The 25,199-nt window shown below is 39.7% G+C and carries 21 protein-coding genes and 3 pseudogenes; 9 read left to right on the forward strand and 15 right to left on the reverse strand.

Annotated elements, in window-relative coordinates:
- Positions 1-389 precede the first annotated feature (389 nt).
- On the forward strand, positions 390-4,082 hold the full coding sequence (gene metH, locus HLH16_RS00335; protein WP_171527783.1) for a methionine synthase: 3,693 nt from the start codon (positions 390-392) through the stop codon (positions 4,080-4,082).
- Positions 4,083-4,235: 153 nt separating this feature from the next.
- Here the strand turns inward: metH and HLH16_RS00340 are convergent, their stop codons facing one another.
- A complete protein-coding gene (locus HLH16_RS00340) occupies positions 4,236-5,051 on the reverse strand; it encodes an RES domain-containing protein (protein ID WP_250850199.1) in 816 nt (271 codons plus the stop codon).
- A 329-nt stretch (positions 5,052-5,380) separates the two neighbouring features.
- Here HLH16_RS00340 and HLH16_RS00345 point away from each other — a divergent pair.
- A protein-coding gene (locus HLH16_RS00345; protein ID WP_171527784.1) for an IS3 family transposase occupies positions 5,381-6,546 on the forward strand; the annotation gives its coding sequence in 2 pieces (ribosomal slippage) (positions 5,381-5,639 and positions 5,639-6,546; 1,167 coding nt in all).
- A gap of 340 nt (positions 6,547-6,886) precedes the next feature.
- Here the strand turns inward: HLH16_RS00345 and HLH16_RS00350 are convergent.
- A pseudogene (locus HLH16_RS00350) lies at positions 6,887-7,054 on the reverse strand (endonuclease domain-containing protein); the annotation flags it as partial.
- 265 nt (positions 7,055-7,319) lie between these two features.
- Between HLH16_RS00350 and dhaK the strand changes: the two are divergent.
- A complete protein-coding gene (gene dhaK / locus HLH16_RS00355) occupies positions 7,320-9,050 on the forward strand; it encodes a dihydroxyacetone kinase subunit DhaK (protein WP_171527786.1) in 1,731 nt (576 codons plus the stop codon).
- A gap of 163 nt (positions 9,051-9,213) precedes the next feature.
- Here dhaK and HLH16_RS00360 read toward each other — a convergent pair whose 3' ends face one another.
- From HLH16_RS00360 to def, 3 genes and pseudogenes are all read right to left on the reverse strand, one after another.
- The gene (locus HLH16_RS00360; protein WP_171527787.1) at positions 9,214-9,666 is read right to left on the reverse strand and encodes a hypothetical protein; all 453 of its coding nucleotides are present in this window, start codon (positions 9,664-9,666) and stop codon (positions 9,214-9,216) included.
- Between the two features lie 25 nt (positions 9,667-9,691).
- Complete coding sequence (locus HLH16_RS00365; RefSeq protein ID WP_171527788.1) at positions 9,692-10,543, reverse strand: GGDEF domain-containing protein; 852 nt, start codon at positions 10,541-10,543, stop codon at positions 9,692-9,694.
- A 435-nt stretch (positions 10,544-10,978) separates the two neighbouring features.
- Positions 10,979-11,450: pseudogene (gene def, locus HLH16_RS00370) on the reverse strand (peptide deformylase).
- A 234-nt stretch (positions 11,451-11,684) separates the two neighbouring features.
- On the opposite strand from def, the gene HLH16_RS00375 reads away from it, so the two are divergent.
- Positions 11,685-11,888 (forward strand): amino acid transport protein, encoded by a 204-nt coding sequence (locus HLH16_RS00375; RefSeq protein WP_171527789.1) that lies wholly within the window; start codon positions 11,685-11,687, stop codon positions 11,886-11,888.
- Between the two features lie 414 nt (positions 11,889-12,302).
- On the opposite strand, the gene HLH16_RS00380 is transcribed toward HLH16_RS00375, so the two are convergent.
- From HLH16_RS00380 to pnuC, 3 genes are all read right to left on the reverse strand, one after another.
- Positions 12,303-12,800: a DUF2505 family protein gene (locus tag HLH16_RS00380; RefSeq protein ID WP_171527790.1), complete on the reverse strand. Its 498-nt coding sequence runs from the start codon at positions 12,798-12,800 to the stop codon at positions 12,303-12,305.
- 133 nt (positions 12,801-12,933) lie between these two features.
- Positions 12,934-13,209, reverse strand: a complete 276-nt coding sequence (locus tag HLH16_RS00385) for a hypothetical protein (protein ID WP_171527791.1) — start codon at positions 13,207-13,209, stop codon at positions 12,934-12,936.
- Between the two features lie 33 nt (positions 13,210-13,242).
- Positions 13,243-13,827 (reverse strand): nicotinamide riboside transporter PnuC, encoded by a 585-nt coding sequence (gene pnuC / locus HLH16_RS00390; RefSeq protein WP_131291286.1) that lies wholly within the window; start codon positions 13,825-13,827, stop codon positions 13,243-13,245.
- A gap of 221 nt (positions 13,828-14,048) precedes the next feature.
- Between pnuC and HLH16_RS00395 the strand changes: the two genes are divergently transcribed.
- From HLH16_RS00395 to HLH16_RS00405, 3 genes are read left to right on the forward strand one after another with little or no spacing between them, the layout of a single operon-like run.
- A complete protein-coding gene (locus tag HLH16_RS00395; RefSeq protein WP_171527792.1) occupies positions 14,049-14,834 on the forward strand; it encodes a crotonase/enoyl-CoA hydratase family protein in 786 nt (261 codons plus the stop codon).
- Positions 14,835-14,876: 42 nt separating this feature from the next.
- Positions 14,877-15,779, forward strand: a complete 903-nt coding sequence (locus HLH16_RS00400) for an alpha/beta hydrolase family protein (RefSeq protein WP_171527793.1) — start codon at positions 14,877-14,879, stop codon at positions 15,777-15,779.
- Positions 15,780-15,791: 12 nt separating this feature from the next.
- On the forward strand, positions 15,792-16,355 hold the full coding sequence (locus HLH16_RS00405; protein ID WP_171527794.1) for a TetR/AcrR family transcriptional regulator: 564 nt from the start codon (positions 15,792-15,794) through the stop codon (positions 16,353-16,355).
- 60 nt (positions 16,356-16,415) lie between these two features.
- On the opposite strand, the gene HLH16_RS00410 is transcribed toward HLH16_RS00405, so the two are convergent.
- On the reverse strand, positions 16,416-16,898 hold the full coding sequence (locus HLH16_RS00410) for a hypothetical protein (protein ID WP_171527795.1): 483 nt from the start codon (positions 16,896-16,898) through the stop codon (positions 16,416-16,418).
- 121 nt (positions 16,899-17,019) lie between these two features.
- On the opposite strand from HLH16_RS00410, the gene HLH16_RS00415 reads away from it, so the two are divergent.
- On the forward strand, positions 17,020-17,160 hold the full coding sequence (locus HLH16_RS00415; protein ID WP_171527796.1) for a hypothetical protein: 141 nt from the start codon (positions 17,020-17,022) through the stop codon (positions 17,158-17,160).
- A gap of 72 nt (positions 17,161-17,232) precedes the next feature.
- A complete protein-coding gene (locus tag HLH16_RS00420) occupies positions 17,233-18,195 on the forward strand; it encodes a DMT family transporter (RefSeq protein ID WP_171527797.1) in 963 nt (320 codons plus the stop codon).
- A 62-nt stretch (positions 18,196-18,257) separates the two neighbouring features.
- Here HLH16_RS00420 and pgaD read toward each other — a convergent pair whose 3' ends face one another.
- The 6 genes and pseudogenes from pgaD to HLH16_RS15600 all read right to left on the reverse strand — a co-directional run bounded on the left by pgaD (position 18,258) and on the right by HLH16_RS15600 (position 25,029).
- Positions 18,258-18,671, reverse strand: coding sequence for a poly-beta-1,6-N-acetyl-D-glucosamine biosynthesis protein PgaD (pgaD, locus tag HLH16_RS00425; protein ID WP_171527798.1), 414 nt, complete (start codon positions 18,669-18,671; stop codon positions 18,258-18,260).
- Positions 18,661-19,953 carry a poly-beta-1,6-N-acetyl-D-glucosamine synthase gene (gene pgaC / locus HLH16_RS00430; RefSeq protein ID WP_171527799.1) on the reverse strand — a complete coding sequence of 431 codons (1,293 nt, stop codon included), beginning with the start codon at positions 19,951-19,953 and terminating at the stop codon, positions 18,661-18,663. The genes pgaD and pgaC overlap by 11 nt, the downstream gene beginning before the upstream one ends.
- 11 nt (positions 19,954-19,964) lie before the next feature.
- Positions 19,965-21,857 (reverse strand): annotated as a pseudogene (gene pgaB / locus HLH16_RS00435) (poly-beta-1,6-N-acetyl-D-glucosamine N-deacetylase PgaB); the annotation flags it as partial.
- Between the two features lie 609 nt (positions 21,858-22,466).
- Positions 22,467-24,260 carry a sensor domain-containing diguanylate cyclase gene (locus HLH16_RS00440; RefSeq protein WP_171527801.1) on the reverse strand — a complete coding sequence of 598 codons (1,794 nt, stop codon included), beginning with the start codon at positions 24,258-24,260 and terminating at the stop codon, positions 22,467-22,469.
- Positions 24,261-24,460: 200 nt separating this feature from the next.
- Positions 24,461-24,799 (reverse strand): FKBP-type peptidyl-prolyl cis-trans isomerase, encoded by a 339-nt coding sequence (locus HLH16_RS00445; protein WP_067724328.1) that lies wholly within the window; start codon positions 24,797-24,799, stop codon positions 24,461-24,463.
- Between the two features lie 89 nt (positions 24,800-24,888).
- Positions 24,889-25,029 carry a hypothetical protein gene (locus HLH16_RS15600; RefSeq protein WP_214646581.1) on the reverse strand — a complete coding sequence of 47 codons (141 nt, stop codon included), beginning with the start codon at positions 25,027-25,029 and terminating at the stop codon, positions 24,889-24,891.
- Between the last annotated feature and the right edge of the window lie 170 nt (positions 25,030-25,199).

The following is a 25,199-nucleotide window of genomic DNA, read 5'->3' on the forward strand; positions in this document are numbered from 1 at the left end:
ATTTAATTGTGACAATTATATGACAAAAAGCTGTCATATAAAGCCAATTTTTAATAATTGACTTAATTTAATTCACTCGGCCTTCTCTTGGGGAGTGGAACTGTTTTAAATCCATAATTTAAAAATATTTAAAGCCCAAAATAGTTTGTGCCTCAATATTTCAAAGTACCTGGATACATGTATAAAAAATCTTTCCGATCAACCAACCACTCAACTTTTTCTTTTCCATGCTGAATGTTAAGGGTGTCATATTTCAATTCGATGAAAAATTCGGCACAAATGGGCTTATTTTAAGCAGTGCTTAACGAAGTCGGCTGAATATTCCTCAAATGCAGTCTAATTCTGTTAAAATAATGCCCATTTTGTATTCCATCGGATTGGGGTTATTTATGTCCACGCTTGCCACCCTGAAAGAGCTTCTCGCCAAACGCATCCTGATTATTGACGGTGCCATGGGTACCATGATTCAACGCCATAAACTGGAAGAAGCGGATTATCGTGGTGAGCGTTTTGCTGACTGGGCATCTGACCTGAAAGGCAACAATGACCTTTTAGTCCTCACTCAACCGCAGATTATTCAAGGCATTCATGAAGCTTACCTCGATGCCGGCGCCGACATTATTGAAACCAACAGCTTCAATGGCACACGTGTTTCGATGTCTGACTACCACATGGAAGACTTGGTTCACGAAATCAACTTTGAAGCTGCGCGTATTGCCAAGGAAGCATGTAAAAAATATTCAACACCAGACAAACCACGTTTTGTTGCCGGTGTGCTTGGACCGACATCTCGTACCTGTTCAATCTCACCGAATGTAAATGACCCGGCATTTCGTAACATTACTTTTGATGCACTGAAAGAAAACTATATTGAAGCTGCACATGCCTTGATTGAAGGCGGTGCAGATATTCTGCTGATTGAAACGGTATTCGATACCTTAAACTGTAAAGCTGCGATTTTTGCAGTGAAAGAAGTATTTAACCAGTTAGGTTATGAATTGCCATTAATGATTTCCGGCACTATTACCGATGCTTCAGGTCGTACCTTAACCGGTCAAACTGCTGAAGCGTTCTGGAACTCGGTTCGTCATGGTGATTTACTTTCAGTTGGTTTTAACTGTGCCTTGGGTGCAGATGCGATGCGTCCACACGTCAAAACTGTGGGTGATGTCGCTGATGTGTTTATTTCCGCGCATCCCAATGCAGGTTTACCAAATGCGTTTGGTGGTTATGATGAAACCCCTGAACAAACTGCAGCATTCCTTAAAGAATTTGCAGAAAGCGGCTTAATCAATATCACCGGTGGTTGCTGTGGTACCACCCCAGATCATATCCGTGCCATTTATAATGCAGTCAAAGACATTAAACCGCGTCAGATTCCTGAGATTGAACCGGCTTGCCGTCTTTCAGGTTTAGAGCCATTTAACATCACCAAAGATTCCTTGTTTGTAAACGTCGGTGAACGTACCAACGTGACCGGTTCAAAAAAATTCGCCCGTTTGATTCGTGAAGAAAACTATACCGAAGCTTTGGAAGTGGCTTTGGATCAAGTGCAAGGTGGCGCACAAATTGTCGACATCAACATGGATGAAGGCATGCTGGACTCGCAAGCAGCCATGGTGAAATTCCTGAATCTGATTGCCTCTGAACCGGATATTTCCCGCGTACCGCTCATGATTGACTCATCAAAATGGGAAATTATTGAAGCTGGCTTGAAATGCGTACAAGGTAAAGCAGTGGTGAACTCGATTTCCTTAAAAGAAGGTTATGATGAGTTTGTCGAAAAAGCGCGCCTTTGCCGTCAGTATGGTGCTGCAGTCATTGTCATGGCGTTTGACGAAGATGGTCAGGCCGATACAGCGGCACGTAAGCGTGAAATCTGCAAACGTTCGTATGATATTTTGGTCAATGAAGTCGGCTTCCCTGCTGAAGACATCATTTTTGACCCGAACGTATTTGCCATTGCAACAGGTATTGAAGAACACAATAACTATGCAGTCGATTTCATTGAAGCAACCGGCTGGATTAAACAGAACCTTCCACATGCCATGATTTCTGGTGGTGTATCCAACGTATCGTTCTCTTTCCGTGGTAATGAACCGGTTCGTGAAGCGATTCATGCCGTCTTCCTTTATCATGCCATTCAACAAGGCATGACCATGGGGATTGTGAATGCAGGTCAGTTGGCGATTTATGATGACATTCCTGCCGAATTAAAAGCTGCGGTTGAAGACGTTGTTCTGAACCAAAATCAAGGTGAAAGCGGTCAGGATGCTACTGAAAAACTGCTTGAAGTTGCGGAACAATACCGTGGCAAAGGCGGTGCGCAGCGCGAAGCTGAAAACCTGGAATGGCGTGAAGAGTCAGTTGAAAAGCGTCTTGAATATGCATTGGTTAAAGGCATCACCGCGTATATTGATATCGACACTGAAGAAGCACGCTTAAAAGCTGCCCGTCCTTTAGATGTGATTGAAGGTCCGCTCATGTCTGGCATGAACGTGGTTGGCGACTTGTTCGGTGCAGGTAAAATGTTCTTGCCGCAAGTGGTGAAATCAGCACGCGTAATGAAACAAGCCGTGGCTTGGTTGAACCCGTACATTGAAGCGGAAAAAACCGAAGGTCAGACCAAAGGGAAAATCCTGATGGCGACCGTAAAAGGCGACGTACATGATATTGGTAAAAATATTGTCGGCGTGGTGTTGGGCTGTAACGGTTATGACATTGTCGACTTGGGCGTGATGGTACCTGCTGAAAAAATCCTGCAAACCGCGATTGATGAAAAAGTCGATATTATTGGTTTATCCGGTTTGATTACACCGTCATTGGATGAAATGGTCTTTGTTGCCAAAGAAATGCAACGTAAAGGTTTCCATGTTCCATTGATGATTGGTGGTGCGACGACTTCTAAAGCACATACCGCAGTAAAAATTGATCCGCAATATTCAAATGATGCGGTGATTTATGTTGCCGATGCTTCACGTGCAGTCGGTGTTGCAACTTCCCTGCTTTCACCTGAAATGAAGCCTGAGTTCATTAAAGGTTATCGTGAAGAATATGCCAAAGTGCGTGAGCGTATTGCCAACAAGCAACCCAAAGCGGCAAAACTGTCTTATACAGATTCAATTGCCAATGGCGTGAAAATTGACTGGGCGAACTATGTTCCGCCTAAGCCAAATGTGTTGGGTCAGCAAGTTCTGAAAAATTACCCGCTTGAAACATTGGTGCCGTATTTTGACTGGACACCATTCTTTATTTCATGGAGTTTGGCGGGCAAGTTCCCTGCGATTCTGACGGATGAAGTGGTCGGTGAAGCGGCAACTGATTTGTATGAACAAGCGCAAATCATGTTAAAAGATATTGTAGAAAACAAACGTTTTGACGCACGTGCCGTATTCAGCCTTGCTCCTGCAAAACGTACCGGTGCAGATACCGTTTCGATTTACGATGAAAATCAAACTGCAACGCACAAATTTGAACATACCCGTCAGCAGTCTGACAAAGTTTCAGGTAAACCGAACTTCTCATTGGCAGATTTTATTGCACCTGAAGATGCCAAGCTTGAAGATTACTTGGGTGGTTTCACGGTATCAATTTTTGGTGCGGAAGAATTGGCGCATGAATATAAAGCTAAAGGCGATGACTACTCTGCAATTTTGGCACAGTCTTTAGGTGACCGTTTTGCTGAAGCTTTTGCTGAGCATTTGCATGAGCGTATTCGTAAAGAGTTCTGGGGTTATCAAGCTTCTGAACAGTTGTCGAATGATGAGCTGATTAAAGAGAAGTATGTCGGGATTCGTCCTGCACCGGGTTACCCTGCTTGCCCTGAACACTCTGAAAAAGCGACCTTATTTAACTGGTTAGATTCAACCAATGCCATTGGTACCGAACTGACTTCTAGTTTTGCAATGTGGCCACCTTCAAGTGTCAGCGGCTTCTATTACAGCAACCCGCAGTCTGAATACTTTAATGTCGGTAAGATTGCGCAGGATCAGCTGGACAGTTATGCAGAGCGTAAAGGCTGGTCGATGGATGAAGCGAAGCGTTGGTTAATGCCAAACTTAGATGATTCGATAGATATTTAAATCATCCTCCTCAACCCTCCTTTGAAAAAAAAGGGAGTAAAAAAGCCCTCTTAATGAGGGCTTTTTATTTCTTAATCTCCCCTAACCCCTCTTTGAAAAGAGGGGAATTTTCGCGTATCCATTGAATTATGTGACAGCTCCTCCTGGGAGGGATTAAATCCAATCAGTTGACTCTCTCAATCTTGGATGAGATATGTATTCAATCTCAGTAGTAATAGCAATTGATTTAACTTGTGAAATGCTTAACCCATATCTTGAATCTTTATTCCAAGAAAAATACACCTTATTGTTACCTGTTGAAAAAGATCTATCAATTCCTTGATTAGTAACTTCTGGAAATAGAATAATATTATCAGCAGAAGGCAACTGAACTGATTTTAAATAAATTCCATGAATCTGAGCACCAAATTTAACTCTTAGATATTCAAAAAAGTACTGGCTTATCAAATAATCAAATTTCCCACTTTCAAGCTTTGGCTTGGACACACTTGCGATTAATTTTTTAAAAAATATATAAACATCCAATTTTTCTATATAGTTTTCATCTAAATGATGAGGATACAAACCATTTGCCAATTTATTTAGATTTAATAGTATTAGTTCTTCTCTATTACAGAATTGAGCAATGCCAACATATTGCCCTACTAAAGCTCTAATTTCAGCCACGCAAGCCATTTTATCTGTGGACAAATAAAGAGCGGATATACCAAAAGGTGTCATTCGTTGATCACTAGCTAAAAACGAAGGCACTAATCCAAATTTATCTCTAATATTTTTTGCTATTACTTCATTTTCTGTTTCAAATTCAATTGCTAAATTATCTTCATTAATTTCTTTCAGTAGACCTTTAAAGCTATCGAAACTTCTCCCACGATATAAAATTGAATTTGGTGTGATAATATTCAAAAGTGATTGATTGATATTTTGGCTATCTAGCAAGTATGCGAATGTATGATCTAAAAAATCCATCAATTTCGAGTTAAAGAATCTAAATTCATGTTTAAAGCTTTTCTGAATGCTCTCCCATTCAAATTCTTTGTTACAGCCTTCATATTCTTCTAAGGAATCATCGTAAAGTACTAATAATTTATCACCAAATACATCATTTCCATCTTTGGCTAATTTCTCTGTTAGTTCATCTTCGAATTCAAGCCATTCAATTAAATTGTAAAAATTGCTTACACCTTCCTCATCATGTCCTTCATAAAACCATCCGGCTCTCCCTGGTAAATTGATATACGCTGAAAAAACAGGAGGTTTTAACTTGGTAAACTAAACACACTCATCAGGAGTTTACCATGAGCAAGAAACACAAAACGTATACAGCAGAATTTAAAGCTGAAGCCATAAAAGCAATTGAAGCCAATCAAGGCAATGTCTCGGAAACAGCTAGACAACTTGGCATTTCAATGCAAACTCTTTCAAACTGGAATACCAAAGCCAAGGCTGGAACTTTAGCAGGCACAAAACAGTATTCACCTGATCTAAACGCTCTACTCGAAGAAAATAAAAAACTCAAACAACAGCTCAAAGTAGCTGAAATGGAACGTGAATTTTTAAAAAAGGCAGCAGCGTACTTTGCCAAAGAAAGTCAGTAAGGTACGCCTATATGAAACAAAAAAGATGTTCCTTTCCAATTACCTTAATGGCTCGATTACTTCATGTTTCAGTTTCACGTTTTTATGATTGGCTTAAGATAGGTGTGAGCAAAAGAACGATTCAACGAAATCAACAGACGATATTGGTGAAAATAGCCCATGAGGAGACCAAGCAGAGCTATGGTTATATTCGATTAACCAAGCACTTACAAGCTCAGGGCATAAAAATGAGTATGTATGCTGTACGTCAGATAAAAGTGCTGAACCATCTGTATTGTAAGCGACACAAGCGTTTTAAAAGGACTACGAATAGTGACCATAATCGAGCGATCTATGAAAACCTGTTGGAACAACAATTCTCAATGACTAGACCAAATCAAGCATGGTCGAGTGATATTACGTACATATGGACTGCTGAAGGATGGCTGTACTTAGCAGCAGTAAAAGACCTTTACACGAAGCAAGTGGTTGGCTATAGCTTAAATGAGCGCATGACAGCACAGCTTGTTTGTAATGCGCTAAATATGGCTATTCACAATCAAAAACCAACCAAGGAGCTTATTGTGCATTCAGACAGAGGGAGTCAATATTGCAGCCGTGAATATCGAAATATACTTGAGCAATATGGTTTTCAAGGTTCAATGAGCAAGCGCGGAGACTGTTACGATAATGCACCGATTGAAAGCTTTTGGGGAATACTGAAAAATGAGTTAGTGCATCATTACAACTATCAAACTAGAGAAGAAGCCAGAGCAGATATTATAAAATACATTGAGTTATTTTATAATCAGCGAAGAATTCAAAAGGGTTTGGATTTTAAGACACCAAATCAAATGGCCGAAGACTTTTATAAGTTAGCTGCCTAGAATCTCCCAAGGGAAAGTCTCCTGATAATTCAGCGTATATCAAATCACGCAAAAATTTATAATTAGTAGATATCACCTCAAATAACTTATTTTTAAAAATCTCATAATCTAAATAAGGATTTTCACTTTGACATATTTCACAAAACTGACTTTGAAAATCTGCATTATCATATGTATATGGAGGTAATTTTTTCTCTAAACAGTTTTTACAAAGTAACACTTAGACCAACTTTTAAATTAAAAAACAATTAATTTACAATAATTTATTTTTATATAAATCACTATTTAAAAATTTTCAGTGTTATCAATTTTTTAATATGCTTTCTTCATCAAAAGGAATTTAGGGAGATTCTTTCAAACAATGCTGATAAATCCTCTCAACCACATCATTAATCTGCTTCATCACCTGCCCATTATCAAACCTCAGTACAATTAATCCCAATTGCGCCAAAGCTTCATCCCTCACCCGATCAGCTTCCAATCCTTCATCCGTATAGTGCTGACTGCCATAATATCCCTCACCCCAGCCCTCTCCCAAAGGGAGAGGGTGTTACATTTGATTTAAATACTTACATGACTTTAATAATGGAAGTTCCCTCTCCTTCTAGGAGAGGGTTAGGGAGAGGTATTTTCTACAAATTAAAACCGCCCCTTTTCTAATCCATTAACTCCAAATCGCGCATTCTTACAGTTTTAGGTCTGCAAACTTTCTAACTTTCCATAATAATAGATCCATAAATTTATCTCCCAAATTCATAACTATTGGTGTTTCAATGAAAAAATTAATGAACGGTGCTGAAAACATCGTTGTCAAAATGTGCAAAGGCTTTGTTCTGGCACACCCAGAACTCGCATTCAATGAATCATCTAAAATTATTTCACGTAAAACAAAACACCAAAATGTGGCCTTAATCAGTGGCGGTGGCAGCGGTCATGAGCCTGCACATGCAGGATTTGTGGGACAAGGCATGCTGGATGCTGCCGTTTGCGGTGATGTCTTTGCATCCCCTTCGCAAATTCAGATCTATAAAGCCTTACAGCAAGTTGCGACTGAAAAAGGCGTACTGATGATCATCAAAAACTATTCTGGCGATATGATGAATTTCCAGAATGGTGCTGCACTTGCTGTCGATGATGGCATCAAAGTCGACTACGTCAAAGTTGCCGATGATATTGCAGTTAAAGACAGCTTATACACTGTGGGTCGTCGTGGTGTTGCCGGCACAGTATTTGTGCATAAGATTGCTGGCGCAGCTGCATCAAAAGGCTATGACTTGGCACGTGTCAAAGAAATCACGCAAAAAGCCGCGGACAATGTCACCAGCTTAGGTTTTGCCTTTAACTCATGTACAGTACCTGCCAAAGGAACACCCACCTTTACATTGGCTGATGACGAAATGGAATACGGCGTGGGCATTCACGGTGAACCAGGCATCCGTCGTGAAAAAATCCTGCCTTCTAATGAATTGGCGCAACGAATTGTCGATGATCTACTCCTCGATCGTCCTGATTTAACCGAAGTTGCCGTACTCATTAACGGCTTTGGGGCAACACCGACACAAGAACTGTATCTGTTCAACCAAGACGTGTGCCAACACTTGGCAAACAAAGGGATTCAGATTTACCGTACCTTTGTCGGTAACTATATGACCAGTATCGATATGGCTGGTGCATCAGTATCTTTACTTGCTTTGGATGATGAACTTAAAACCTATTTAGATGCAGAAGCTAATACCCCGGCCTTTAAAATGGATGGTTCCGCTGCCTTAGCCATTGAGTTTTCGACCAACGATTCAACAGCGGAACGTACATTAAATACAGGAATTGAAACCCATACAGAACACGCTGAAATTGTGAATGAACAATTTACGATTGAAAATATGCGCTATGTGATCAATGTGATGAGTGCCTGCATCATTAAAAATGAAGTGCCATTTTGTGAGCTGGACGCCCATGCGGGTGATGGTGACTTCGGTATGAGTGTTGCCAAAGGCTTTAAACAGCTTAAACGTCAATGGAATGAGCTTTTGCAAGCTGAACATATGGATGACTTTTTACTCAACTGCTCCATGATCATTATGGAACATTGTGGTGGGGCTTCAGGTCCAATTTGGGGCTCAGCCTTCCGTGCAGCAAGCAAGTCAATTAATGGCAAAGAAACACTATCGGTTGCCGACTTTGCTGCCCTGCTACAAGACGCTGTTAAAGGCATTCAAACCACAGGTGAACGCTCATTTGGTCGTGGGGCTGTGGTTGGCGACAAAACCCTAATCGATGCATTGGTTCCTTGTGCAGATTCGTGGTCTGCGAATATGAATAAAACCTTTAAAGAAAACTTTATCTTAGGTGCGCAAGCTGCCGTTCAAGGTGCAGAATCAACCAAAGACATCGTCGCGCGTATGGGTCGTGCCGGAACAGTCGGTGAGCGAAGCTTAGGTTATCCAGATGCTGGTGCGCATGGTTTAGGTGTGATCTTTACCGATATTGCAGAACATATTAAATAACTTTTGAAAAGCATCCATTGAAAAGCCTCTATCAAAAAGCACCGGATTGATTTCGGTGCTTTTTTTATTCCTGCTATAATTCAATGTACACCTAACTTTAATCATAGGATTACCTTTCCATCAAAAAGATGAAGAATATTACACCGCAAGGAAGAGGTTATTTTTAATGAAATGCTGTTGCTAATTTACCCACTCTTATTTCCACCACATTCCAATGGTGCATCATTTCTCGTATAAAAACGAAATACACAAATAGATAAAAATGCTCGCTACTGAGCTGCTGTACATAATATTCGGTATGGTCGACAAATTCATTAAAGGCATGTTCAAGCTGTATTCGGTCTATGACTGTTTCATTGTTAAAGAACAGTTCTGATAACTGTTGCATAAATTCATCAGAAGTGTCCGCTACCCGCTGAATTTTATAATCAAATTTAAGCTGTTCCAGTATTTCCTCAACCCTATAAATCATATTTTCTAAAGCCAAAGCATCTAGCTTTTTATATCGGATACTTTCTGACTCAATATCATGTAAACCTTTAGCAACTTTAAACGGCTGTCCGTTAACGTCAAACTGGACAGCATCTCGACCCAAAGAAAATTGAATTTGTTCCATGACAGCAATCCCAAGAAATATATCTTTAAATAGCAGGATCTAAGTTTAACTCCAGATAGTTTCTTACCTGATTTCTGCCCTGCCGTTTAGCCAAATATAAGGCCCGATCTGCCATACGAATGGTCTGTTCTTTATTTAAATGGGTTTCAGATAAGGCGACACCAAAACTGGCACTCATATTTAAAATATCTCCCGTTTCTAAGGGAATTTTTTCCTGCTCAATTATTTTACGACAACGTTCTGCAATCTCAATCGCTTGCTGTAAATTTTGTTCTTTTAAAATCAGAATAAATTCTTCACCACCAAAACGCCCAACGATATCCTGTTCCCGTGTAATGGTAGATAAAATGGTAGCAACGCGTTGCAAAACCATATCTCCAACTTCATGGCCATATTGGTCATTAATGAGTTTGAAATGATCCAAATCCAGTAAAATTACCGCATAAGCCGTTTTTTTCTTGCGTTCTAAAGCTGTGAGTTGTTCGCCAATATAACGACGATTAAACACATTCGTCAGCACATCAGTTTGGCTCATTCTTTTAATATTTCTTTCACGCCGACGCCATTGTGAAAGTAAAATTTCAAAAAACAAAATCGAAACCAGCAAGATCGGCAGATAAACTTCCGCCATACTTCCGATCCAGAATTCATTATGATAAAACGCGCCATTCGTAAGTGCATCACTAAACACAGGCGCGTAACGAATCACCCCATTAAAAGTTAAGTAACTAATAATGACGATAAAAATAAGAGCAGGAATCGCAATACTATAAATAATTTTTCGTGAATAAAATACCAAGCCAATCAGGACAATATTGACAAATCCTGCAATGGTGGCGGGGCTATAAATACCGACGGTATAGCCCGCATAAATCATGGTGGCGCCAAAAAACATGGGTGAAAAATAAGAAATAAATCTCCGGAATTTTTTATTTCTTTTATATCTGAAGCTAAACCCAACTATAGTGATAAAAATGATTAAAGTGATAAATACACTGATAATACGGATGAAAAAAAAGTCCGCATTGATCCAGACAGCATTTTCAGCAGAGAAATAGCTGACCAGATACCATTTAATTGCACTGACCTGACAAAATGCCCCAAAAATCAGGAGCAATACCCCTTTATCAAAATTAGGCCAGTTAATAATTAAATTATCAGATTCGAGTATATGAAACCTAAATCTGCCCCAATAATGAAAAATCAGTGTCTGTATTTTTCTAAACAAGTTCATAAACTTAATTACTATATTTATAATTTCTAAAATTTTTATTGCTTTATATTTATAGCACAAAAATTAAACAATTGAGACTTATATCCGCTGAATAAACAACACTCCATCCAAATGATCCACTTCATGCTGCACAATCCTTGCAGGAAAACCCGTGTAGATGGTTTCTATTTGTTCACCTTGCAGCGTTAAATAACGCACTTTAACAGTTTCCGCTCGTGCCACTTTCCCACGTTCATCCGGAACACCCTTCTTCCCCCAGAACAGTTGCTTCAGACCTTTCTAAAATTTCAGGATTCACCATCACCACTGCATCCATTTCAGGCGCATCGAGATAACGCGGATTAGGACGTGAAGCGACAATAATCACCCGTTTAGAGACATAAACCTGAGGGGCGGCAATACCTACACCATTTCGTTCCGTCATGGTGTCATGCATGGCTACAGCAAGTTGATTTAACCATTCACTATCCAGCTCAGACTTTGCCACCTCAGCCGCTGTTAAGGTCAAAATGGTTTCCCCACGCTGTGCTACAGGTAAAATGGTACTCATAAATTCATTCCCTAGTAGATATAGCCTGAGATATAAAGCCAAATCCAATACTGTTTTAAATCACAGATTCTGTATAAATTTTAACGCTAAAAACATATCGATCATATGCAATTTTAATCCTTGTATTTCACCTTTCCTGCAGATCAAGATTAGCGATTCTTAAGTAAAATCTTTTAAGCCTATTTTAATTTTACTTGGTTATAATCAGCTCAAATCCTTTATAAATATAAAATAATGACCACAGCTCAACTTCTTCTTGGTGTTCTTTTTAGTTCTATAGGCTTAGGCTATTTTCTGTATGGGAAAAAGCAAAAAGTCACTATGCCCTTGATTTGTGGCTTAGTACTGATGATTTTCCCCTATTTTGTAGAAAATACCGCAATGCTAACAACCACCGGCATCATCCTCTCTATTTTGCCTTACTTTGTAAGACTCTAATATCCATACAGATCACCAGTCATTATTCATAAATTTAAGTTGTCGCACTCAGAAGAAAGAATGATTTTTCATATAGATAGCAATTGATTAAACTCAAAACTTTAGCACTATTTGTACACGCGCTATTGGCGCAATGTATTACATTTGGGTGGTGTGCCTGGTCTCGTTCTTTACTGCAATGCTTTATAGAACCAAATTTGAAAAACAGAATTTAGTAGCATCTGCAATTTCTACACCGCACAATCCAGTGCAAGATTAATCATTAATGAAAGAACAATAAAAGAAAAAACTCTTCATTAAAGTACAGTTGCGAATGACGTTTCCGCGTATCAAATAACAGGATGGATTCAAAATAAAAAATGCCAGTCAATTTCGTAAATGACTGGCATTACTTCATTAAAGGTTTTTTTATTATTAAGCAGAGCGGTTTTTCTTTAATTCATCTTCAACAATCTGGATCTCCAGATCACTGAATTTACGAATTTCCCCTTCAGCATGTTTTTCTAACATGCCTGCAATCAAAGGGACTTTAATCTTAACCTGCCAATTTAAGGTAATGTGAATCTGCAGATCGTCCCCTGTTACTGAACGTTCACAGTTCGCATGTAAAGGCAGATTCGCACCCAATTCTATAGTCGAAGTTAAAGCTTCTAAATTGGTGATATCTGTACGCTTCAAACGGAAAGCATCTTTAATTAATTTTTTTGCGATATCCGGAATCTTCACATCTAAATTATATGCACGGCGTAAAGTATAGGTATCGCCCTGAATCTTAGATTCAATAATTTCTAATTTTTCACCTGGAATACGTCTGCATACTGCTTCGTGCAAAGCTGTATCTGATGCAAGCCGTTTAAATTCATCAATTGAAACTCCCTGAATTGTAGAGTTTACAGTAAAACGATGTGCCATTTTTCTATCCTTTGTTTTTTTATTGGTCGTTTTGAATACTTATAAACCATTTGATCATCACTGATCTAGGGCATTTTGTCGCTTTTTATTTAATTGAATTTTAGTGATGCTGTCATTGACCATCTATACCGAACTATTGACCATGTACGCCATAACGTACTTCAATTTGCTCGGAACAGGAAATACTGAGGAAATGGCTTCTGTATTCAATGATCGCATAGAATTGTTCAGCACCATCATCCAGCCCTGTCGCTGCCCACGTGGTGCCTTTTGGAAAATCATTCAACCATTCGGCCTTATAAAAATCAGAGACTGAATCGAAGTTAATATAATCTTCAGGCGCAGCTTGAATCCGTGCTGCCATTTCATCAAATTGCTTCAATTGATGTTGAATGAAATCAATCAGCATAGCAGTCAGTCCAAGTGCGCTATAAAAAGATATTTATACACCCTTAAAATGTGTGATTGCCTGTTTCTTTTTCACTTGTTCCCACTGCCACCAACCAAAAGCGGCCAAACCGACAAAGGCCGCATATAAACCCGCAGTCAGGAATAAGTCTTTATAAATAAACATGCCGACATAAATGATATCGACGAAAACCCACAATACCCAGGTGGCAATATGTTTACGGCTGGTCCAATAGGTGGCCAGTAAACTAAAAGCTGCCAGTTGCGAATCCAGCATCGGCACCGCAGCATCGGTAAAATTTTTTAAAGTTAACCCAAAAATTAAACCGCCCACTGCTGCAAGTGACATTTGGAAAATCACGATTTTTTTGGCAATCGGTTCAATCCGAATTTCATGATCTTGCTGTTTTCCCTTCAACCAGTGGTAGAAACCATAAAAGTTCACCACCATAAAGAAGAACTGCAAGATGGTTTCGCCATACAGCTTAAATTCATAAAATAAATAAGCATATAAAACAAAGGCTGCGAAATTAAACCACCAACACCACATATTGCGTTTAATGGTCAATGTCACCCCAATAAGACTGATAATGACGGCAACAATTTCTAAAGGTGACATAGCAATAAACAGGCAGGTAAAGAGTGCTGCTATTATGGAAAAAATAGCGCTGAACGCAAGATAAATTGTACCAATTCAATCGCACAATCTGACGGACACACTCCCTGTCTCGAACTGTGATCTGTCACTTCAATGCAAATTGAAAAATAGATTGCCCAGATTTGACAGTTTTCTAACAACCATTTAAGAATATAAAAAATGATCATGCTGGAAAAATAAAAATGTCCCAACAACAAGGAAAAGTCAGCCGGGAAATTCGCGGATCTCTGTTCTTGATCGGACTCGACCGTGCTGAAAAAAGAAATGCCTTTGATAGCCATCTGATTCATGACTTATCACTGGCCTTAACCGAATATGAAGATCATCCTGAGTTACGCTGTGCCGTGATCTTCGCTCATGGAGATCACTTTACCGCAGGTTTGGATTTGGTGGAATTACAACCTAAGCTGAGTAGTGGCATATTTAGCTACGATGAACAACAGATCAATCCATGGGGAACCAGTGGACGTCAGCGAAAAAAACCGGTGATTGTTGCAGTACAGGGGTATTGCTATACCGCAGGGATCGAGCTGATGCTGAATGCCGATATTGTGATTGCTCAGGACAATAGCCAATTTGCACAAATGGAAGTGCAACGTGGAATTTTACCTTTTGGTGGTGCAACAGTGCGATTTGTACAGGCGGCAGGCTGGGCTAAAGCCATGCGCTACTTGCTCACCGGTGATACCTTCGATGCACAAACCGCGCTGGATTTAAACCTGATCAATGAAATTACCACTAAAGCTCCCCTCAATCGAGCGATTGAACTGGCGGAACGGATTGCTCAAGCTGCACCACTCGCGGTACAAGCCACGCTGGCCTCTGCCAAAGAAGCCACTGTACATGGTACAGAAACAGCATTTGCTCATTTACAACAGCACCTCACCCCATTGTTAAAAACTCAAGATGTTCAGGAAGGTGTCATGGCGATGCTGCAACGACGTGCGCCCGAATTTAAAGGTCAATAATTTAAAAGTGAATCATCTAAATCCAATAAAAACGAGTTTGCTATGCCGTATTTAAATCAGAAGCCACAAAATAATCACTTTAGCGTCCGTACCCAATCATTCATGGCAACCGATGGTTATCCCCTTGTTGGAACACTTTACACACCTGAACATGACCTAAAAGCCAATATTGTATTGTCAAGTGCAACCGGTGTTCCACAAGCCTTCTATCGCCGCTTTGCAGAATATGTGACTCAGTTTGGTTACCAGGTTTTAAGCTTTGATTATCGTGGCGTGGGACAGTCTGCACCTCAAAATTTAAAAGGTTTTAAGATGTCTTATTTAGATTGGGGTGCTTTGGATCTTGCTGGAGCGATTGACTATCTGGCACAAGATCAAATCCCGCTGTTTATGGTCGGGCATTCTTATGGTGGGCAAGCACTCGGTTTGGCACCCAATCATCATAAAGTGACTGCCATGTACTGTTTTGGCACAGGTGCAGGCTGGCATGGCTATATGCCGTTGAAAGAAAAGATCAAAGTTCAGGTGATCTGGAATATTATCTTCCCGCCGATGGTTGCAATCAAAGGCTATTTGCCTTGGAGCAAACTGAATATGGGTTCAGATTTACCGATTGATGTTTATAAACAGTGGCGAAAATGGTGTAAAAATCCGACCTATTTCTTTGCCGACCCTGAACAGCACGCGTTGATTGAGCAATATGCACAGGTCAAAACGCCAATTTATGCAGTATCTGCAATGGATGACAACTGGGCTTTACCCAATTCACGGCATGCTTTTATGCAACATTACAGCCAAGCTCCGATGCAATTTATTGATATTGCAGCACAAGATTATGGTCTTAAGCAGATTGGGCATATGGGTTATTTCCGTAAAGGTTCGGAAAAAATCTGGGATGAGATTCTACACAGCTTTGATGATTTACTTGCTCAAAAAAATGGATAGAGATTAATACAAATGCGCCCACAGAAACTTAGCCGAGAGCAAACTCTTCACTTATGTGCCTTACAATTTAAGACACAGGGTTATGCAGGCACCAGTATGGAGATGCTGGCCAAAGCCTGTGGGCTCAGCAAAACCTCTTTTTACTATTACTATCCGAGTAAAGAAGCTTTACTTATGGATGTATTGGAACTGACCCAAAAATCCTTAAATACGCATTTATTTAAACTGAGTGAAAGTCCTGAAATGTCAGTCGCGCAACACTTTGAGTATCTACATCAACGAGTGGCACAGTTCTTTAGTTATGGAGTCAAAGGATGTTTAGTTGGAATCCTTTCTATTGAAGCCCTGTATCAATCGAACGCTATTTTAGAAAAAATTCGTACTATTTTTCAGGATTGGGAAATGGCTTTTTATCAGTTATTTAAAATACAGCTTACAGAAAATGAAGCCAAAATTTTAGCCAAACAAAGTCTGGCAGATTATGAAGGGGCGATTTTAATGTATCGCCTGAATGATGATCCATTCTATCTTGATCAAGTGAAGCAACGCATTTTAAAACAGCTACAAAGCGCATAAAGATGTAGAGCACATCATCCGTTAGCTAAAAGTATTTGGCACTCAAGAGAATCACTTTGATCAAACGTGGCTATGTGCATCTTTCATTTCAAATTTATGCTCATCCCCAAAACGGTCAACATGAGTATAAAACACTCCATAACGTCCGACATAATATTCCAAAGACTGATCATAGAAAGTCCAGTAAATAGACCATTCTGCCAAATCCAGCTTGCGAATTTGGGTTTGGGTTTTGGCTGGCATTTTTCTTAATACATCTTCTTGAACCACAAGCGCCTGACTCAAATTTCGTTCAGCCAATTCGCGCTCAAAAAATATTTGGCAAATATCATCAAATAATTGTTGTTCGTATTCCTCCACTTCATCGATACGTGCTTCATGGGCAGATAATGGCTTTGTTGATATAGCGGCTTGTTTATCTAAATCTGCTAACTGCTTGATTTTGAATTGCTGAAAATGTTGATTGATCTGAAATTTAAAAATGAATTTCCAAAGCCCAATAAACACAATGAAAAGACACAACCACAAGAGTATTTTTATCATAGCGACACTCTCACGAGTAAATAATTGTTATCTTTATATTTATAAAACAATTTGAATAAAAATCATACAATTTTTAAATTTATATGCTATAAAAAATGTTCATTCAGAGACTTTTTCTTTTATGTTACCTATTCCATATCCTCAATATCCGCTTGTGATCTGGCTCGCTTTGGACATTCAAGTCAACAAAGCCGCTTCACGACGTGTGAACTTTTTGCATGAGGTGCCTTGGAATATGTACCGTGATCATTTCTTTGAATAATCACTAAAATAAATATCTAAAGGTCGCCTCAACAGCGACCTTTTTTAATGCCTAAAAATAAGGAAATAAATAATGAATCTTCCATCGAATAAAAATGACTTCCCCTCGCCAGTGTCTGAGCCGGTTGTAGCTTCTTTTACCCGATCCTCACGCTTCGCTACAGCCGGTCAATTTGTTACTGTGGTGCTGATTTGGTCACTGACCCCATTGGCAGCCGTTTGGACAGTGCATGAAATTCATTGGGCGTGGGGCTTATTTATCCGATTTAGCTTGGCTATTCCAGTTGCTTTAGTCTGTCAGGCTTACTTTAAAATCAAAGTACCCTTGCACCCGCAGGCTTTACTCAGCTATGCGGCAGGCGCACTGGGCTTGTTTACTTCCATGACCTTCTGCTATATGGGTGCATCAAAAGTCCCCTCAGCTATTATTTCAATCATCTACGGCATTGCCCCATTCGTATCCGGCTTGCTGGCGACCTGTATTTTTAAAAGTGAAAAGTTGAGTTTTTATCAATGCACAGGTTTAATGATGGGTATGCTCGGTCTGTATTTTGCTCTGGGCTTAAGTTCGCAAAACATACGCCTGAATCATCTCGGGATAGCTTTAGAAGTCATCGCCATGATGCTTTATGTACTGTCTGCATTTGCAGTTCGTGGTGTGGCTGCCAACATCCATCCAATCAGTCAAATGACCGGTGCAACCCTGATATCATGGCTGGGCTATTGTGCTTTATTGCCTTTTTTCTCGTCAGAAATGCCCTCAGATCTCCCTTCATTGCAAACCAATGTTGCACTGATCTATAGCGCTTTATTTTCCTCGGTACTGGCGATGATTTTTTATTATCAATTACTCAACACCGTTAATCCAACTACACTGATGCTGATCACCATCATGACACCTGTACTTGCCACGCTGTGGGGCACCTGGCTCAATCATGAAACTTTAGGCGCAGATTTAATTCTTGGACTGTTTTTAATATGTGTGGGATTGTCTTTATATTCTTATTCCATCCGTATAAATGCATCAAGCAAATAAAAAAATCCCGGGTGTGATACTCACTCGGGATTTTTAAAATCTTTAACTCAAACAACCTTTCATTATTCGATCCGAATAATTTTACCGTGATCATCATGATGAACCACACTAACTTTTTGTTGACGTCCCTGCTCAATGTCCTGAACAGGCAAATCAAAATGCTGTTCATAATCGGAGATATTTTTGGCAGAGCTTGGCTTTACTGTTTTTGCAGGAACAAAATTCGTCCACAATAATAATGCGACCACACATGCCAATAATGCACTCACACCATGTTCAATCCCCAAACCAAAAGCTGAAAACAGTTGATGAATGACATGCTGTTTTTGCAGACTGACTACACCAATTACAATTAACAATGGACGCCATAAAAATAACCATACTGCCCACATCATCGCGGTAGAAGTATTAGATGCATAGCGTTTATGCCAAGGCAATAAACGGCGTAAATCAATAATTAAAGTATTACTTTTCATGGCTGATGCTCTCATTATGGACAGTTGAATTGCGCATCCCGCGGTCTGGACTCACCCAGCGTGCGCGCTTACCGTCACGACGCAACAACACTTTTGGAAATGCCACAATACTGGCAGACAGCGTAATTAACCAGAATACAAATGGATACCAGATCATCCAGAAGTAATTTTTACCGAGTCCGGGTTCATAACGACTGTCCATCCATTTACTGATCGCAAACTGAAGTAAACAGGTTGCCCCTAATAGCATGCCGGTTCCATAAGGCAGAAATGGTGAACTCGTGCCACTGATTCCAAGCGGAATGATAAAGTGAATGATCCAAATCATCGCCATAAACAGCATTAAATAAGACCAGACCAGCGTCAGGATCAGTTCAAACAGTAATGGCCATAAAAAATTCAGTTTCGGTTTAAACAGTACATCCATATTTTTAATCAGCACTTGTGCCCCACCCATCGCCCAACGCAGCCGCTGTTTCCACAAACCATTGAAGGTTTCAGGCATTAAAATCCAGACCAAGGCATTCGGTTCAAAGTGAATATTCCAGCCTGCACGTTGCAGTTTCCAGGTGATATCAATATCTTCCGTCAGCATATCCGGTGACCAATAACCGACTTCATGCACCGCACTTTTACGAAATGCCGTAATCACACCCGATACGGTAAACAGTCGACCAAAACTGCGTTGCGCACGTTTGATCATCCCCACGATAGAGGAAAACTCTCCGACCTGAATCCGACCTATCAAGGTGGAACGGGTACGAATCCGTGGATTTCCGGTGACAGCAGCGACAGTTTCATCTTGCAGAAAATGGCGTAGCATCCAGGTTGCTGCGTGCGGATCGAGCAAGGCATCACCATCGATGCCAAGCAAATATTCGGCATCAGTCAGCAAGCTTCCCGCTTGCAATGCCATGGCTTTGCCCTGGTTTTGTGCCAAATGCACCACACGTAACTTTTCATGCTGTGCAGCTAATCGATCTAGAACGTCTGCGGTGTTGTCTGAGCTGCCATCATTAATCGCAATCACTTCAAAGTTTGGATAATCTAGTGCCAAGGCATGCGTTAAGGTTTCTTCAGCATTATCCCCTTCATTAAAACAAGGCACCAGCACTGCCACCTTAGGATAATAAGGCAGTGCTTCAGGCTGTTGATATGGTGGATCCTGTCGCTCGTTCCAATAGAAAATCAGTGCACCCATCATCCATAAATACGACATAAACAATGGATAATAAAAGACAAAGTGCAAAGCAGAATGCCAAAAATGCTGCAGCGTTGACATATAAAATTCCTTTAAGGAACAAGTTTGCTTGATTTCAAATCAAAGGCCTGACGTAACACTTGCGTATTGGGATGATCTTGAATCGGATCATCGGGATAGTAAGCCACGTGCATTACACCTTGTTGATATAAAGATTGAATGGTGCTTGCCATTTCATCTGAGGGAACCTTTTGATTGCTTCGCCAGTTCACTGCCTGCAATTCAAAGACTGTTTTTTTGATTCCCTGTGGAAATTGCTTCACGCGATTGACAATATCCCGATAAAAAACATCACTATTCGGGGCTTGTTCCATATAGGGCATCGCCATGATGGCAGTAAAATCATAACGATTGATGGACTGTTCTAAAGACTGTGAATACCAATTTTCCGCATAGGGTTTGAGCGCAACTTGCGCATATAAATTTCGTGCGGTGAGTAAAAAAGGATGATACTGACGGACTTGTTGTGCCAATTGCAATGCAAAGTCATCAATGTACTTGGTCTTATAAGCGGTCCATTTTTGCAACTCGGCATCATTGCTACGAATTTCGGCTAAATCGGTCGGCAAACCAATCGCCGCATAGGCTTTCAAAGCTTCGGGACTGGCATCTTCATAGTCAGATAAAGTGGTATCGTCATGGAATAAAATACCGTTAAAAGGCACGGACTTGGCTAAGTCTTGATAAATCCCGCTAATAGTTTTTCGTGCATCGGGTGAAAATGGACTTAAACGGCGATAGCCCATATTCAGATGTTCTGAGTCTTGGCTTTGCTGGGTTTCAACCAGATGTTGTGCAACTGGATTATTTTTAGGTAATTCCCAAGCCAGTAATGGCATCCACGCGTAGACACGCCCCACTTGAGTCCGGGTCTGAATTTGCCAGGCGACACGGTTAAACAGGTCTGCACGCATCGGCAAATAATGATTGGGGAAATACACCATATCTGCAGAACCGTTGGCATCAGGATCGGAAAAGGCCTGTAAATACACGGTATTCACTTTCATCGCTACAATCCGGTCCAGCAGATGATCAAGATTCCGTTCTTGTTGAATCAGATCTTTGTCGTAAATGTAATCTAGATCGATATGCATGATTTTTTGCGGACGGTTATTGTCACCCAAATGTTGCTGACGATTTTGAATTTCTCGCGCTAAATCCGTTGTGGTCATATTGCCTTCAATCAAAATACGATTGAGCTGACCCAGTGAACTTTTCGCCGAATCCGCACCATCATCCAGACTGATGGCAACAGGCATCCCCAGTTGTTTGGCAATTTTCACGGTTTGCATATTATAGTGACCATAAGGCCAAACCATTACCCGTGGTGATTTCAAACCATGCGCAATCAGCAATTGGTTGTTCTGTTTTAAATCATTAGAAATACGCTGTTGATAGTGGCTATCATCTTCATAGCTCGCAGATTTAGCATCATATAAGCGTGTGACAGCTGCAGGTTCCAGATTGCCTTGTGGATTGCCTACAATACCGCGATGCAAATTATAACTATGACTGGCAATTTCCACTAAACCACTGTCTTGCATCTCTTTCAATTCTGACCAGGACAGCATGTCATTACGCTGAATCTGCTCACCTGAAAAATCGATGCTTTGATCTTCTTTGGGCTCCAACCATGAACCCACCACCGCCAAAACTACAGGAATTTTATTCGCTTTAACAATCGGATAGGCATTTTGATAAAAAGAGGCATAGCCATCATCCACCGTCAATAAAACCGGTTTTGTCGGTAGGCTATATTTCCCTTGATGCACCCGGATGAGCTGATCGACATTAATAAAGTGAAAACCATTTTTTTTCAGCCAATCGATATGTTGCTGAAATTGGGTGGTACTCACTGCATATTCAGGAATCAGTGCATTTTCAGTGTTGATAATTTCATGATAACCAATCACGGTCAGTGTCGGATTATGCGCTGGCTTTTGACTCCAGGCTAAATGAGGAATCTGCCACAAAACTGCAGAAAGAGACGTGGAGAGCAATGTTGAAAGCAAGCGAGTAGTCATTAATATGGTGCTCAAAAAATCATTTTATTCTCTGAATATCACACATTTTCCATCAATAAAATGTGGTTCTTGCCTTTCCTGATGTATGGCATTCAGTTATTTCAACTTGCCTTTTTATCAAATCAAACTGAAATGAATCTTAAAAATACGCATGAATTAGAAATAAAAGTTTTAAAAAACACATCAATATGTCTGTTTTTTCAGCAAGATAATTACATTTAAATAAACTGCTTAAATTTACAAAAAACCATACTGGATTAGAGCTGCAAAAAATAAAGATCTTCCAGATATCCCCGCAACATGATTCAGGTCATTCCTACGGGTATTCAATCGGGTATTAAAGAGCATCAGCGATGTGAAAGCCGTATGCAAATTTGCTTAGAAAAGATCAATTAAAAGCAGATTTTATAATAAAGGTTTTATCAAAAATATGGCTTTAAAACTTACATACGCATCGTATCGAATTAACTACCGATTGCTTTAGTCAAATTTCTATCTTCACTTAAATCACTAAGCTCGAAGTGCTTGGTACTGGTCTCGACCTGCATTCTTTGCAGCATAAAGCTGGACATCGGCAGCCTTCATGAGTTCATGAATATCGGCATAAGGATGATTTCGATCCATCCAGGATACCCCCATGCTTAAGGTCACATATTGTTTTTGGTCGGGTCTATTTAAATGTTCCAATTGTGCTTGTCTTACTGCATTTAAAACCTGCTGCAATACCTTTAAAACCACTTCACTGGGAACATTATGCAAAATAATCGCAAATTCCTCTCCCCCATAGCGTGCCACATAAGCTGAAGGTGGTAAGGCCTGTTGTATAATTTTAACCAAATCTTGCAAAATCACATCGCCCTTTAAATGCCCATAGCAATCATTATAATTTTTGAAATAATCCACATCTAACATGGCAAATGCCAAGGTGCTATTACTGTGGTTTTTTGTCAGGCTAAATAAACGCTGAATTTCAATATTTAATGCACGACGGTTAAATGCTCCGGTTAGTGCATCAATTTGAATTTGTAATTCTAACTGTTCATTCAACTGATGTAACTGCAAGGTTCGCTGTTGTACTTTTTGATCTAAAGAGCTATTCAGTTCAAGTAAATTATTATTCAATTGCTCGATATGATGAGTATGCTGAGCATAATTTTTTGACTGCTGAAACATAACCAACAATGCATAAAAACTGGTAGAGATAAATGAGAGATTAAAGGACTCAATTAAATTGAGTGTCAATAAAAAATCATGGACGAAAGTAACGCATAATAAAATCACCGCCCATAAATTAATCGTAGAATATTGCTCTTTCTTTTTTAGAGTCAGATAAAAGCCATAGGCAAAATTTAAAATCACAACCAGACTAAATACTGAACTATAAAATGCAAAACGTTCAAAAATTTCAGGGGGAGTAAATACAGTTACAACAATATCTATTCCAAGCACCAGCATTGCTACAAAATAAATCATCGGATATAAATAACGCTGATTGAGTAAAATCATATAACTCAGAAAAAATACCACTGCAAAATAAGTAAATAGAAACTCTAATCGTCTTCCCCATATCCAGCTAATATCTGTAAATACCGTATAGGCATAAGGTGCAGAAAATAAATTATGTAAGGCCAAGAATAAAATAAAAATACCAAACACAAATACCCGAATACTGCTGCGCCCAATCTTTCCTTGAAAAATGGAAAACATTAAAGTAAATATGCCAACGCCCAATACTGCACCACAAACCAAACTAATACTCATCATCAGCTGTTCAAACTGTCGAGTAATGGTTTTCGCAATACCAATCCGCATAGGATTTTCTAATCCACCATGTAAAGGATCAAAATTTGAGGCTTGAATGGTCAGGGTGAAATATTCTTTATTGACAACCATAAAGGCAATTCGGGGTGCATTTTCTGTGAGATGAGTTTTTGTATCTTTACCAATTTCACCTAAGCGCAGCACGAAATCTCCATTCAAATACAGTCGGTAAGCGCCATATTGATTGGGAATAAAAATAGCAATACGGCGCCCAATATATTCCTTCGGAATTTTAAAATGGCCGATAAAAGTACCGTAGGTTTGATTGGTGCCGGTGAGCTGTTTAAAGGAAATCGGTAAATTTACCGTTTCAGATTTTAAAACAGCACTGGGTTGAGTGATAAATTGCTCAGGATGATACTGCCATACGCCCTTCAGTAGGCTGGTACTCTTTTCTGTAAATTGAACTTCATTTAATAATTTTTGCTGTAAAGAAGATTCAGATGCGGCATCATATTGTGCCCAAGCATGTTTTTGCCCCATGCATATGCACAAACATACCAAGAAAAACTTTAGAAAATGGATCAATCTGTTGATCTTATACAAAAGCGAATCATCCTTAAATTACGCTTAGCTATTACTGAATGTAACGATAAAAAAAGAAAACTCAAACAATTTTTCATGTATTTGCAAGATCCATCCCTGTATCTTGCAGGATGTTTATTAATCAGAATTAATAAGTTTTAATCACGGGTTTTTACGTCGAATAACTCAATTTCAAAAATAAGGTTTGAATTAGCAGGAATGATTTTACCCATTTTTCGTTCGCCATACGCCAAATGTGCAGGAACAAGCAATTTGCGCTTGCCACCAACTTTCATGCCCATAATGCCCTGATCCCAACCTTTAATCACACGACCAGTTCCAATCACGGTTTCAAAGTAATTGCCACGGTCGATAGATGAATCAAATTTGGTTCCATCTTCCAGCCAGCCTGTGTAATGTGTGGTAATCAGCGCGCCTTTAACGGCTTCTTTACCTTCACCCACTTTTAAATCAATAATTTCTAATTCATTTGTCATCGTCATTTACCTGAACTGAGTACTAAATTTTTCAATGGCTATTATAAACTGGATTCAGGTGAATTCTTCATGCTTTAAAATGTGCAGATTTAAAAACTCAGCTCTTGAGTATTCGAATGGTTGAGTAAATAAGCGGTCAGTTTTTTATGATTTTCAGCTGAACCCATTAAAATCCAGCGTCCAATCATTCGATGTTCGGTTTTATGTTGCACACTCTGAACCACCTTCATGTCATAAGCCTTAAATAGATCTTCATATTGATCTAAAGTCTTGCATTAATCAGGACAAATTCGATAGGTGCGTATATGACTCAGGGCTTCTATACGCTCTTGAACATGGATCAGAAAAATAAGCACTCAACACAATCAAGGTGGCAAATAGACTTAACAGTTTATAGCCT

The sequence above is a fragment of the Acinetobacter sp. ANC 5378 genome, from assembly GCF_013004315.1.
In the GTDB taxonomy this organism is placed as follows: domain Bacteria; phylum Pseudomonadota; class Gammaproteobacteria; order Pseudomonadales; family Moraxellaceae; genus Acinetobacter.

Bases quoted from the DNA above. Each gene is read 5' to 3' on its own strand.
- metH (WP_171527783.1), top strand. From the start codon at position 390: ATGTCCACGCTTGCCACCCTGAAAGAGCTTCTCGCCAAACGCATCCTG.
- HLH16_RS00415 (WP_171527796.1), top strand. From the start codon at position 17,020: ATGTTACCTATTCCATATCCTCAATATCCGCTTGTGATCTGGCTCGCT.
- HLH16_RS00410 (WP_171527795.1), bottom strand. From the start codon at position 16,898: ATGATAAAAATACTCTTGTGGTTGTGTCTTTTCATTGTGTTTATTGGG.
- HLH16_RS00365 (WP_171527788.1), bottom strand. From the start codon at position 10,543: ATGATTTATGCGGGCTATACCGTCGGTATTTATAGCCCCGCCACCATT.
- HLH16_RS00400 (WP_171527793.1), top strand. From the start codon at position 14,877: ATGCCGTATTTAAATCAGAAGCCACAAAATAATCACTTTAGCGTCCGT.
- pnuC (WP_131291286.1), bottom strand. From the start codon at position 13,827: ATGTCACCTTTAGAAATTGTTGCCGTCATTATCAGTCTTATTGGGGTG.
- pgaC (WP_171527799.1), bottom strand. From the start codon at position 19,953: ATGTCAACGCTGCAGCATTTTTGGCATTCTGCTTTGCACTTTGTCTTT.
- HLH16_RS00395 (WP_171527792.1), top strand. From the start codon at position 14,049: ATGTCCCAACAACAAGGAAAAGTCAGCCGGGAAATTCGCGGATCTCTG.
- HLH16_RS00420 (WP_171527797.1), top strand. From the start codon at position 17,233: ATGAATCTTCCATCGAATAAAAATGACTTCCCCTCGCCAGTGTCTGAG.
- HLH16_RS00440 (WP_171527801.1), bottom strand. From the start codon at position 24,260: ATGGGGCAAAAACATGCTTGGGCACAATATGATGCCGCATCTGAATCT.
- HLH16_RS00375 (WP_171527789.1), top strand. From the start codon at position 11,685: ATGACCACAGCTCAACTTCTTCTTGGTGTTCTTTTTAGTTCTATAGGC.
- HLH16_RS00360 (WP_171527787.1), bottom strand. From the start codon at position 9,666: ATGGAACAAATTCAATTTTCTTTGGGTCGAGATGCTGTCCAGTTTGAC.
- HLH16_RS00445 (WP_067724328.1), bottom strand. From the start codon at position 24,799: ATGACAAATGAATTAGAAATTATTGATTTAAAAGTGGGTGAAGGTAAA.
- HLH16_RS00380 (WP_171527790.1), bottom strand. From the start codon at position 12,800: ATGGCACATCGTTTTACTGTAAACTCTACAATTCAGGGAGTTTCAATT.
- HLH16_RS00405 (WP_171527794.1), top strand. From the start codon at position 15,792: ATGCGCCCACAGAAACTTAGCCGAGAGCAAACTCTTCACTTATGTGCC.
- HLH16_RS15600 (WP_214646581.1), bottom strand. From the start codon at position 25,029: ATGAAGGTGGTTCAGAGTGTGCAACATAAAACCGAACATCGAATGATT.
- HLH16_RS00340 (WP_250850199.1), bottom strand. From the start codon at position 5,051: ATGGATTTTTTAGATCATACATTCGCATACTTGCTAGATAGCCAAAAT.
- pgaD (WP_171527798.1), bottom strand. From the start codon at position 18,671: ATGAAAAGTAATACTTTAATTATTGATTTACGCCGTTTATTGCCTTGG.
- dhaK (WP_171527786.1), top strand. From the start codon at position 7,320: ATGAAAAAATTAATGAACGGTGCTGAAAACATCGTTGTCAAAATGTGC.
- HLH16_RS00385 (WP_171527791.1), bottom strand. From the start codon at position 13,209: ATGCTGATTGATTTCATTCAACATCAATTGAAGCAATTTGATGAAATG.